This window comes from Nocardia harenae NBRC 108248, from assembly GCF_001612885.1.
Taxonomy (GTDB): domain Bacteria; phylum Actinomycetota; class Actinomycetes; order Mycobacteriales; family Mycobacteriaceae; genus Nocardia; species Nocardia harenae.
The window spans coordinates 21,708-32,826 of record NZ_BDBH01000001.1; the positions used below are offsets into that span (position 1 = coordinate 21,708).

Genomic DNA, 11,119 nt, shown 5'->3' on the forward strand with positions numbered 1-11,119 from the left:
CGGGGCGCGGGATGCGCGGACGCGCGTCATCAGACCTCCAGCGAGAGCAGGTCCGCGATGGTCTCGCGGCGCAGCACCAGCCGCGCTTCGCCGTCGCGCACGGCGACGACGGCGGGCCGGGTCAGCTGGTTGTACCGGCTGGACATCGAGTAGCAGTAGGCGCCGGTGGCGGCGACGGCCACCAGGTCGCCGGGGCCCGCGTCGGCGGGCATCCAGGTGTCGCGGATGACGATATCGCCGCTCTCGCAGTGCTTTCCGACCACCCGGGCGACCACCGCGGGCGCCTCGGAGGAGCGCGAGACCAGCCGGCAGTCGTAATCGGCCTGGTAGAGCGCGGGGCGGATATTGTCGCTCATGCCGCCGTCCACACTCACGTAGCGCCTGCGCTGCCCGCCCTCCAGCGAGACGTCCTTGATCGTCCCGACCTCGTAGAGCGTGACGGTGCCCGGCCCGGCGATGGCGCGGCCCGGCTCCACCGCGATGGTGGGCACCGCGAGCCCGGCGCGTGCCGCCTCGGCCACCACCAGCTCGCGCAGCTTGGCCGCGAACTCCGGCAGCGGCGGCGGGTTGTCGGTCGGCAGGTAGGAGATGCCGAGGCCGCCGCCGAGGTCGAGCGTCGCGATCTGCGCGGTGCGCTCGGCGCCGAACTTGTCCACCGCGTCCCTGAGCAGCCCGAGCATGCGGCGCGCGGCGATCTCGAAGCCGTCGATCTCGAAGATCTGCGAGCCGATGTGGCTGTGCAGCCCGACCAGCCGCAGGTTGTCCGCCTCGAAGACCAGGGCCAGCGCCTCCATGGCGTCGCCGCCGGCGATCGAGAAGCCGAACTTCTGGTCCTCGTGCGCGGTCGAGATGTACTCGTGGGTGTGCGCCTCCACGCCGACGGTGACCCGGACCAGCACGTCCTGCACGGTGCCCGCGCGGCCGGCGGCCGCATCCAGCCGCTCGATCTCGATCAGCGAGTCGACCACCACGTGCCCGACCCCGGCGGCGACCGCCTGCTCCAGCTCGGCGACGGATTTGTTGTTGCCGTGCAACGCGATCCGGTGCGCCGGGAAGCCCGCGTGCAGCGCGATGGCCAGCTCGCCGCCGGAGCAGACGTCGAGCGAGAGCCCCTCGTCCCGGATCCAGCGCGCGATCTCGCCGCAGAGGAACGCCTTGGAGGCGTAGTGCACCCGCGCGTCCGGGCCGAAGGCGCGCACCATGTCGCGGCAGCGGGAGCGGAAGTCGTCCTCGTCCACCACGAAGAGCGGGGTGCCGAATTCCCGGGCCAGCGCGTCCACCCGGACCCCGGCGAGAGTGACGACGCCGTCCGCGCCGCGCTCGGCGTTGCGCGGCCAGACGTGCTCCGGCAGGTCGATCATGGCGCTCGCGGCGGCCGGGCGCTCCGGCAGGTTCGGCGAGTTCGGGATCTCGGCGGCGTGCCGTGGCCCGGCGGGGTGGGCGCTCATCGTTGGTCCTTCCTGGCCGCGCGGTGCGCGCCGGCGATGGGGGTGCTCACATCCGCTCCGGTGCGGTGACGCCGAGCAGCCCGAGGCCGTTGGCGAGCACCTGCCTGGTCGCGTTCACCAGCACGAGCCGCGCCGCGTTGGTCGGCGAGACCGGCTCGTCACCGAGCGGGAGCACCCGCAGGGTCTTGTTGGTCTGGAACCGGTGGTAGGCGCCGGCCAGCTCCTCCAGGTAGCGGGCGACGCGGTGCGGCTCGCGCAGCCCGGCCGCGGCGCCGAGCACCCGGGGAAACTCGCCGAGGGTGCGGATCAGCTCGCCCTCCTCGTCGGCGGCGAGCAGCGCCAGGTCGGGCGCGACCGCGTCGAAGCCGAACTCCGCCGCGTTGCGCCCGATCGAGGCGGTGCGGGCGTGTGCGTACTGCACGTAGTACACCGGGTTCTCGGTGCTCTGGCTGGTCCACAGGTTCAGGTCGATATCGATGCTGGAGTTCACCGAGCTGCGCACCAGCGAGTACCTGGCGGCGTCGACGCCGATCGCCTCGACCAGGTCGTCGAGGGTGACGACGGTGCCCGCCCGCTTGCTCATCTTCACGGCCTGGCCGTCGCGCACCAGGTTCACCATCTGGCCGATCAGCACCTCGACGGTGGCCGGGTCGTCGCCGAACGCCGCCGCGGCCGCCTTCAGCCTGCCGATGTAGCCGTGGTGGTCCGCGCCGAGCATGTAGATGCACAGGTCGAAGCCGCGGGCCCGCTTGTCCTGGAAGTACGCGATATCGCCGGCGATGTAGGCGGAGGTGCCGTCGCTCTTGATGACCACGCGGTCCTGGTCGTCGCCGTACGCGGAGCTGGCGATCCACCAGGCGCCGTCCTTCTCGTACAGGTCGCCGGAGTTCTTCAGCGTCTGCACCGCGCGCTCCACCGCCCCGGAGGCGAAGAGCGAGGACTCGTTGAAGTAGACGTCGAAGTCGGTGCCGAAGTCGTGCAGGGCCTGCTTGATCTGCGCGAACATCAGCTCGACGCCCTCGCGCCGGAACAGCTCGAGGCGTTCCCGCTCGGGCAGCTCGGCGGCGCCCGGGTGCGCGGCGGTGATCCGCTCGGCGATCTCGCCGATGTAGGCGCCGGCGTAGCCGTTCTCCGGGGTCGGGGCGCCGGTGGCGGCGGCGACCAGGGACTGCGCGAAGCGGTCGATCTGCGCGCCGTTGTCGTTGAAGTAGTACTCACGGGTGACGTCGGCGCCCTGCGCGGCCAGGATCCGGCCCAGCGCGTCGCCGACCGCGGCCCAGCGGGTGCCACCGAGATGGACCGGGCCGGTCGGGTTCGCGGAGACGAACTCCAGGTTGATCCTGGTGCCGGCGAGGGCCTGCGCGGTGCCGTAGCCGGTACCCGCGGCGAGCACCTGCTCGAGGATGGCGCCCTGCGCGGAAGCGGCCAGCCGGATGTTCAGGAAGCCCGGCCCGGCGACCTCGGCCGACGCCACCCCGTCGGCCGCGGAAAGCGCCTCTGCCAGCCACGATGCCAGGTCGCGGGGGGCTACCCCGGCCGGCTTCCCGACGCGCATCGCCAGATTCGTGGCATAGTCGCCGTGGTCGGGATTACGGGGACGCTCCACGGTGACCTCGTCGGGCAGCACAGCGGGATCGAGCCCGCGTTCGACGAGCACCTTCGCCGCGGTACCGCGAAGGAGATCTGCAAGGTCAGCTGGAGTCACGAGTCTCTATCCTATGGTCTCGGCGGGTGTGCACCGCAGGTGGGCACCGCGCGGCCACGCCCCATCCGTCACGTCGAAAGAAGCGCAGCGAGCGATGCCGAGTAGTAACGCCCCGAGGTCGTCCGGTGGTTCCAAGTCGGCGAAAGCCGTCCGCGCCGCCGGAAAGGTCGCGCCGTCCGGCAAGGGCGGTGACCGCAAGGGCGGCGGCCTGCAGAGACGACAGATCCCCTGGATGACGATCGGCGCGGCCGCGGTCATTGTCGCACTAGTCGGCGCGCTCGCCTACTACCTGGTCCCCAAGTACCAGGAGCAGGCCGAGCTCGATCGATTCACCCCGAGCGCCGAGCGGCAGGACCCGTCGGACCAGATCGACGGCGTGGTGAAGCAGGAGTACCCGGCCGGGCTGCACATCGGCCCCACCCAGCGCGTCGCCTACGACAGGACACCGGCCTTCGGCGGCCCGCACGATTCGTCCTGGGCCACCTGCACCGGCGTCGTCTACGACGAGGCCATCCGCACCGAGAACGCGGTGCACTCGCTGGAGCACGGCGCGGTCTGGATCGCCTACAACCCCGACCGGGTGGACAGCGCGGGCGTCGAGACCCTGGCGGCCAAGGTCGAGGGCAAGCCGTACACCCTGATGTCCCCCTTCCCCGGCCTCGACTCCGCGATCTCGCTGCAGTCCTGGGGCCACCAGCTCAAGGTGGACAGCGTCGACGACAAGCGGATCAATCAGTTCATCACCGCGCTGCGGCTGAACAACTACACCTACCCCGAGGTCGGCGCGGACTGCTCGACCATCGCCTTCGACACCGACAACCCGCCGCCCTTCGACGCCACCCCGCCCGGCCCCGACGCGGTACCCATGGACGGTGCCGGGTTGACCCCCGATCAGGGTGAGCTGGGCGGGCTGCCCGGCGGTATTCCCGGGCTGCCCGGGATGCCGGGTAACGAGTTCCCGGTGCCGGGTACGCCCGGCGTGCCGCAGTGAGCGGGGACGTCGCCACCGAGGAACGCCCGGTTTCGCCGGCGGGCCAGTTCCAGCGCCAGCGCACCGCGCTGCTGGTGTTCGGCGTGCTCGGCGCGATGCTCATCGGCTTCGCGCTGGGCGCGCTGGCCCGGCTGCCCATCGACGGCGCCCGCCAGCCCGATCCAGGGCCGGTGGATGTCGGGTTCCTCCAGGACATGTCCGCGCACCACGCGCAGGCGGTGGAGATGGCCGGGGTGCTCTTGGTGCGCAGCACGGACACCGATGTGCGGCGGCTCGCCTACGACATCCTCACCACCCAGCAGAACCAGGTAGGGCGGATGCAGGGCTGGTTGCAGCTGTGGAACGAGCCCGCGCAGAGCATCGACGGGCACATGGGGTGGATGAGTTCGACCGAAGGCGGGCACGCGCACGGCGGTTCGTCTTCCCCGGCCTCTCCGGTCCAAGTGATGCCCGGCATGGCGTCCCAGGAAGAGCTCGCCACCCTGCGCCAGGCGGTCGGCCCCGGTCTCGACACGTTGTTTCTCCAGCTCATGCTCCGGCACCACCAGGGCGGGCTGGAGATGATCCGCTACGCCGCCGACCACGCCGAGACCACGCCGGTCCGCAGCCTGGCCGGAACCATGGTGCAGACCCAGCAGGGCGAATCCCAGCTCATGAGCGGCATGCTCGCCGCCCGCGGCGCGGAACCACTGCCCCTCAACTGACGTTTTGGTGGGGCGGCGAGCCATGCGTTACGCTTCATCCCGCTATCCCGCCCTCGTAGCTCAGGGGATAGAGCGTCTGCCTCCGGAGCAGAAGGCCGCAGGTTCGAATCCTGCCGAGGGCACCGACACCCGGGCCTTGACCAGCAGTGATGCCGGTCAAGGCCCGTTCTCGTCAACCTCATCGCCGCCTGCCTCGACGGCTGCGAGTACCGCGCCTAGCCTGGTTGCATGGCCGAATTGGGGGAACTGGTCCGCTCGGTTCGCAAGCGCCGAGCACTGACGCAACAAGAGCTTGCCGACCTTTCCGGAGTGAGCCTCGCTCGTATCAGGCAACTCGAGACAGGTGGTCATCAGGGGGTGCGCCTCGCCACGCTGCGGAAACTCGCTGTTGCCCTGCGCGTGCGTACGTCGGTGCTGCAACCGGGCGGTTCTACCGATGCCGAGCACGCCAGTCCCGCCACTGCTGATATCTGGGAGCCTGTGAGGCGCGCTCTGGTCGCTCCTGACAACCCTCGCCGCGACGACGAACAGCCGCCCAGTGCTGATGTGGAGGGGTCCCTGGCTGCCCTGGCAGCGCTCGATGAAGCTCACCGTTACGCCGACGTCGCCGCCATGCTGCCCGATCTGATCGCCGACGCCAACACGCTGGGAGACGAGGGACGGGAGATCCGGGCGCGGGTGTTGCGGTTCACGGCGCATTCCCTGGTGCAAAATCGGCAGTTCGATACGGCGGCGCTCACCGTGGACCGGGCTGTGGACGCTGCGGCCGACCCGGAGACGGTTATGGGTGCGATCAACGCACTGATCTGGTCACATCTACGACAGGGAAACCTCGACGCGGCACGCCGACTCGCGGAGCACTGGGCTGATGAGGTCGAGCCGCAGCGGTTTTCGCGCGCGACCCCGAAGGAGTTGGCGCGCTGGGGCAAGCTCTACCTTTACATCGCGAACGTCGCGGTCCGGGACAATTCGCCGGGTGCGACGGACGATGCGCTTTCCGTAGCACGCGCCGCTGCTGTGCGGATCGGCCGGGAGGCCGTGTTCGAGCGTCTGCCGCTCCGTGCTTTCGGACCCGTCTCGGTGGCTCACGCAGCCGTGGAGAGCGCTGTCATCGCCGAGGAGCCGACTCGGGCGCTAGCGATTGCAGAAAGACTCCCGCAAGCCATCCCGGCTGCGAACGTTGCCGCTCGTCTTCGGCACCGGCTCGACGTAGCCAACGCACATGCCCAGTTGCGCCAGTGGCCCGAAGCGATGGGCACCCTCGCCGAACTCCGCACCGCCGCGCCGGAGTGGCTGACTCAGCAGCGCTACGCCCGTGACATCGTGCAGACCGTGGTTTCGGAACGCCGGACCCTCACGCCGGACATGCGGGAGTTGGCCGACTTCGTGAACTTGGAATACTAAGCAGCACAAGCATTCTCGTCACTTCTTAACGGTTCGCGGGCAACGCGCCTTGTACCGCCATATCGAAGATCACTGCCGCGCTGACAGCGTCTGCCTCGGCCTCGCCGCCGGGTGAGCCCCACAGACAAGCGAACCCGCACACCTCCCCAGTTTGGCTGTATCCCCGGCGGCGGGTGCCTACCACGTAGCCCCAGTGTGGAGAGGCGCACCCCGTGCTCAGCGAGCCAATGACGTTGCTGCTCATGACCATTGCGATAGCCCTGCCCGCCGGCGTGACCCTCGCCCTGTGTCTCGTTCCCTACCCCACACAGCAGCACGAAGACGAGCAGCAGGAGCCGCCGCCATGCCGAGTGCGCGCCCGCGTCAGGTCGAGTTGCCGTGAACCGGCGGTCTCAACTCGGCCTGACACGCGTAACCACTGTTTCCTGCGCCTGTGGCAGTCCCACACATCAACCGATTCCGCGCCGAGATCGCGACCCGGCCCGGCCTGATCGTCACCGTCCTGTACCAGGCCAGTGGCCTCGCCATCGGCGCGAGAGTGCGGGGGTAGAGTCGCGCCATGCCGCCGAGTTCGCGCACCATCCGGATCGCCACCCGATCCTCACCGATGGCTCTGGCCCAGGCCGAGAACATCGCCGCGGGCCTCGCCGGGCTCGGCGTGGTCACCGAGCTGGTGAAGGTCACCTCCGCCGGCGACCGCTGGATGGGCGACTTGTCCAAACTCGGCGGCAAGGGCGCGTTCGTCAAGGAGATCGACGACGCCCTGCTGCGCGGCGACGCCGACCTGGCTGTTCACTGCCTCAAGGACATTCCTGGCGACATCCCGATCACCGCCGGACTCGCGTTCGGCGGATACCCCGCCCGCGAAGACGTCCACGACGCCATCATCACTCGCGACGGCAGGCCCCTCGCCGAACAACCCGACGGTTCGGTGGTCGGCACCAGCTCGGTCCGCCGTGCCGCGCAGCTGCGGCTGCACTACCCGCACCTGGACGTGAAACCGTTGCGTGGCAACGTCAACACCCGTATGGCCAGGCTCGACGAAGGTCACGTCGACATTCTCATCGCGGCCGTGTCCGGGCTGGTCCGGGTCGGACACCAGGACCGCATCACCGAGACCCTGCCCATCGACACCATGTGCCCGCCGATCGGCGCGGGGATCATCGCGCTCGTCGCGCGGTCCGACGACACCGAACTCCTCGACCTCGCCGCGGCCCTGGACGACCCGGAGACCCACCGCCAAGCCGACGCCGAGCGCGCGATGCTCCACGCCCTGCAGGGGCACTGCAATTCACCGATCGCCGGAGTGGCAACCACCGACGTGACGGGGCGGCTCTCGTTGCACGGCAGAGTGTTCAGCCTCGACGGCACCCAATGGCTCGACTCGCACCACTGGGGTGTCCCCGAAGACCCCTCCGCGCTTGGATTCTTCGTCGGCTCCGACCTCCTGCGTCAAGGCGCACGCGCCATCATCAACGCGATCCCGCACTGATCGAACGCGCAGCACACGGCAGCGGTTGCACTGCTGGATTACCACAGTGCGGTCGGGGCCATCGTTCTGCTGGAGACGTGCTCTCGAACCAGGCGCCTACGACTTCCGCGAGAACCGCCCCTGGTCGTACTCATCGCGAATCTCGCGCACCACGTCGGCTCCTGACGGCGCTTCCGCACTGGTGATCCCCCACCTTCGCTTATTCTTCCGCAGTTCCTCGTCCCATTCGGCGATCACTCGCCGCCGTATGAGTTCATCCATGTCGACCAGCATGCACTGATGGGGGCGGCAGCCGGGGCGACGCGGTCGGCCTGGGCGATATCGGAGCGGAATCCGGAGGTGTTCGAGCCCGCACGGGCGGCGTTTCTGGAGGTGACGCGGATTACCGAACCGGCGCCTCGCGGCGCCTGACGGGCGGCCCGCGGTAGCGGGCGGATCGAGTGCGGCTGCCGTAGGCTGCGGGGACAGCCGGGTTGGAGGACGCTATGAGCTATCCGCCGTATGGGTCGCAGCCGGATCCGAATCAGGGGTGGGGGCCGCAGTCCGGGTATCCGCCGGGTGGGTATGGGCCGGATCAGGGGCAGCCCGGGTACGGGCAGCAGCCTGGTCACGGATCGAATCCGGGCAACATGCCGCCTGGGTACGGGCAGAATCCCGGCTATCAGCAGCCCGGCTATGGCCAGAATCCTGGGAACGCGCAGCCTGGCTATGGCCAGAGTCCCGGGAACGCGCAGCCTGGCTATGGGCAGAATCCCGGGAACGCGCAGCCCGGGTACGGGGCGAATCCGCAGCAGGGTTACGGGCAGCAGCCGAGTTATGGGCAGCAATGGGGACAGCAGCCCGGTTATCCGCCGCCTCGGAAGAAGCGGACCGGGCTGATTGTCGCCCTTGTGGTCCTTCTCGTGGTCATCCTCGGCGGCATCACCGCGGGCATCGTGCTGACCGCCCAGGGCAGAACACCCCTCGCCTCGGACGAGAAGCAGATCGAGGTGGCGATCCGCGATTTCTACGAAACCCTCGGCGAGGACGGTTTCGCGGCCGCCGCGGCGACGGCGTGCAGCGGGGATCGGGCCGAGTTCGAGGCGCTGAGCGAGGAGCAGAAGCAGGAGTTCGACCAGACGCAGGTGTCGGTGGTGATCAACGAGATCAAGGACATCGTCATTACCGGGGATCGGGCTACGGCGACCATTTCCGGGCGGATGACGTTGACGCTGCCGGGTGAGAGCCCGGACACCGATACCGACACCGAGGAGCACGTCAAGAAGGAAGACGGCACGTGGAAGGTCTGCTCGGCGGAGGATCAGGCCTGATGGCAGGGTGCGGAAACGCACCCTGCCGGAAAGAGCGAGCGGCGGGAATCGAACCCGCGTAAACGGCTTTGCAGACCGTTGCCTCAACCACTCAGCCACGCCCGCGTGACTGGAGTAGATCCTGCGGCATCGCGGCAGCCGGGAACACGGTTGCACTCAGGCTGATTGGAAGGGGGCGCCGATATGATCTCTGCATGTCCCGCCCACGCCCGCTGCCGCAGGATCCCATCGCGGAGGCGCACCGCCAGTGGACGGCGCACGGCTGGGGGGAGGTCGCCGACGGGATGGCGGCGGTGACGTCGCTGGTCAGGGCGCAGCAGATCGTGATGGCGCGGGTGGACGAGGCGCTCAAACCGAGTGGCCTCACCTTCTCCCGGTACGAGCTGCTCCAGCTGCTGAGCTTCAGCCGCACGGGGGCGATGCCGATGGCGAAGGCGAGTGAGCGGTTGCAGGTGCATCCGACCAGCGTCACCAATACCGTCGACCGGCTGGAGGCGGCGGGGCTGGTGCTGCGGGTGCCGCATCCGAGTGATCGCCGGGCCATCCTGATCGAGATCACCGAGGCGGGGCGCGCGCTGGTCGCGGCAGCCACCGAGGCGCTCAACAGCAATGTCTTCGCCTTGCCCGGGCTGGCGCCGGATCGGGTGCAGACGCTGCTCGAACTGCTCGCGGAGTTCCGGCGGGCGGCGGGCGACTTCGACGCGGGCGAGGACCCGGCACACTGGGCGCCGGCCCGCGATCGGGTCCGCACTCCGGACTGACGGCGGGCCGGGAGCGAACCGATACCGGCCTGAGCTTGGCACCGTGCCGGAAAAGGTTCACCATGAACGACATGGTGCTGGTGCTGGGGGTATCGGCGGGTGCCGGCGGCGCCCGCGCGGTACTGACGCATTCGGATCAGCCGCACCTGCCGCCGATCGATCGCTGCCACGTGCCCGGCACCCCGGACAATGTCGAGGCGGCCGTCTTCGAGGCGGTGCGGCTGATGCGCGCGGCCGCGAGCGCGCGGGACGAGCTGATCACCGGGACGGCGGTCACCTGTCGCTGCGCGCCGCACGCCGACACGGTGCGCGCGGCGGCGGGCATCGAGCGGGTCACCATCGTGGACGAGCCGCTGGCCCAGCTGCGCTACCTGCGCTTCTCCGGGCAGGTCAGCGACGACGCGCCGGTGCTCCTCTACGACCTCGGCAGCTCGGGGCTCACCCTGACGCACGCCGACACCGGCACCGAGACGGTGCTGGAGAGCCTGCACAGCGCCGCGGTGAGCGGTGACCGCTACGACACGCTGCTGCGGCAGCGGCTCGCGGAGGACGGCGTGCTGCCCGACGAGGACGCTGTCCGGCAGCACCGGGAGGCGCTGAGCCGGGCCAAGGTGATCACCGCCAGCGATCCGGATACCGGCGGCCGCGCCGTCATCACCCGCAGCGACCTGGCCGAGCTGTGCTCGCAGAGCGTGCGCCGCTCGGCGACGCTGGTCCGCAGGTTGGTGGACGATGCCGAGGAGCCGCCGTACGCGCTGGTGCTGCTCGGCGGGTGCGCCCGCAATCCGGAGATGCGCGCCGAGCTGGCCGGGCTGGTCGATCTGCCGCTGATCTACGACCCGGAGCCGGAGTACGTCTCCGCGCGCGGGGCGGTGCTGGTCGCCGCCGGGCACCGGGGCGGTGAGGTGCGGATGCGGCACCGCCGGGTCGGCGCGGCACTGGCCGCGCTGCCCGCCAAGGCCGCGGCTGCCAGGGAGGCGGCCAGGCAGGCGGGGCCCGAGCACCGCGGCAACCGGCGCGCTGTGCTCGCCGCAGCCGGCGTCACCGTCGTGCTGGGCGCCACCGTCGCCGGGCTGCTCATCTTCGACCGGGACTCCCCCGCTCCCGTCGCACCGCCCGCCACCGTTGAGGTGGCCGACCTCCCGACCACCACCCCGGGCTGAACCCGCCGACGGCGCGGCACGACACCGGACTGCCACCCCGCGCCCACCCCCGCTGAACCTGCTTGCCCCGGGGGAACGACGACGCGGGACTGCCACCGCCGGAACCCGCGGGCCCGGCCCGGAAAGACAACGTGCCCCGGC

The 11,119-nt window shown here is 70.2% G+C and carries 10 protein-coding genes and 2 tRNA genes; 8 read left to right on the plus strand and 4 right to left on the minus strand.

The window, feature by feature from the left end:
• Positions 1 to 29 precede the first annotated feature (29 nt).
• Together lysA and argS are read right to left on the minus strand one after the other, a co-directional pair.
• The gene (gene lysA, locus NH2_RS00115) at positions 30 to 1,448 is read right to left on the minus strand and encodes a diaminopimelate decarboxylase (RefSeq protein WP_067646244.1); all 1,419 of its coding nucleotides are present in this window, start codon (positions 1,446 to 1,448) and stop codon (positions 30 to 32) included.
• A gap of 46 nt (positions 1,449 to 1,494) precedes the next feature.
• On the minus strand, positions 1,495 to 3,153 hold the full coding sequence (gene argS / locus NH2_RS00120) for an arginine--tRNA ligase (RefSeq protein WP_067646247.1): 1,659 nt from the start codon (positions 3,151 to 3,153) through the stop codon (positions 1,495 to 1,497).
• A gap of 94 nt (positions 3,154 to 3,247) precedes the next feature.
• On the opposite strand from argS, the gene NH2_RS00125 reads away from it, so the two are divergent.
• From NH2_RS00125 to hemC, 5 genes are all read left to right on the plus strand, one after another.
• Positions 3,248 to 4,144, plus strand: a complete 897-nt coding sequence (locus NH2_RS00125) for a thioredoxin-like domain-containing protein (protein WP_067646251.1) — start codon at positions 3,248 to 3,250, stop codon at positions 4,142 to 4,144.
• Positions 4,141 to 4,848, plus strand: coding sequence for a DUF305 domain-containing protein (locus NH2_RS00130; RefSeq protein WP_067646254.1), 708 nt, complete (start codon positions 4,141 to 4,143; stop codon positions 4,846 to 4,848). The genes NH2_RS00125 and NH2_RS00130 overlap by 4 nt, the downstream gene beginning before the upstream one ends.
• 49 nt (positions 4,849 to 4,897) lie before the next feature.
• Positions 4,898 to 4,970 (plus strand) — tRNA-Arg (locus NH2_RS00135).
• A gap of 106 nt (positions 4,971 to 5,076) precedes the next feature.
• Positions 5,077 to 6,252: a helix-turn-helix domain-containing protein gene (locus tag NH2_RS00140; protein ID WP_067646257.1), complete on the plus strand. Its 1,176-nt coding sequence runs from the start codon at positions 5,077 to 5,079 to the stop codon at positions 6,250 to 6,252.
• Between the two features lie 559 nt (positions 6,253 to 6,811).
• A complete protein-coding gene (hemC, locus tag NH2_RS00145) occupies positions 6,812 to 7,744 on the plus strand; it encodes a hydroxymethylbilane synthase (RefSeq protein ID WP_084505096.1) in 933 nt (310 codons plus the stop codon).
• A 96-nt stretch (positions 7,745 to 7,840) separates the two neighbouring features.
• On the opposite strand, the gene NH2_RS28500 is transcribed toward hemC, so the two are convergent.
• Complete coding sequence (locus tag NH2_RS28500) at positions 7,841 to 8,017, minus strand: hypothetical protein (protein ID WP_157103538.1); 177 nt, start codon at positions 8,015 to 8,017, stop codon at positions 7,841 to 7,843.
• Between the two features lie 356 nt (positions 8,018 to 8,373).
• Between NH2_RS28500 and NH2_RS30375 the strand changes: the two genes are divergently transcribed.
• On the plus strand, positions 8,374 to 9,054 hold the full coding sequence (locus NH2_RS30375; RefSeq protein ID WP_084505097.1) for an Rv0361 family membrane protein: 681 nt from the start codon (positions 8,374 to 8,376) through the stop codon (positions 9,052 to 9,054).
• 33 nt (positions 9,055 to 9,087) lie between these two features.
• Here the strand turns inward: NH2_RS30375 and NH2_RS00155 are convergent.
• Positions 9,088 to 9,159: transfer RNA gene (locus tag NH2_RS00155), tRNA-Cys, on the minus strand.
• A gap of 89 nt (positions 9,160 to 9,248) precedes the next feature.
• Between NH2_RS00155 and NH2_RS00160 the strand changes: the two genes are divergently transcribed.
• Both NH2_RS00160 and NH2_RS00165 read left to right on the plus strand, forming a co-directional pair.
• Entirely contained in the window at positions 9,249 to 9,815 is a 567-nt protein-coding gene (locus NH2_RS00160; RefSeq protein ID WP_067646267.1) for a MarR family winged helix-turn-helix transcriptional regulator, read from the plus strand.
• A 62-nt stretch (positions 9,816 to 9,877) separates the two neighbouring features.
• Entirely contained in the window at positions 9,878 to 10,978 is a 1,101-nt protein-coding gene (locus NH2_RS00165) for an Hsp70 family protein (protein ID WP_067646270.1), read from the plus strand.
• The last annotated feature ends 141 nt before the right edge of the window (positions 10,979 to 11,119 follow it).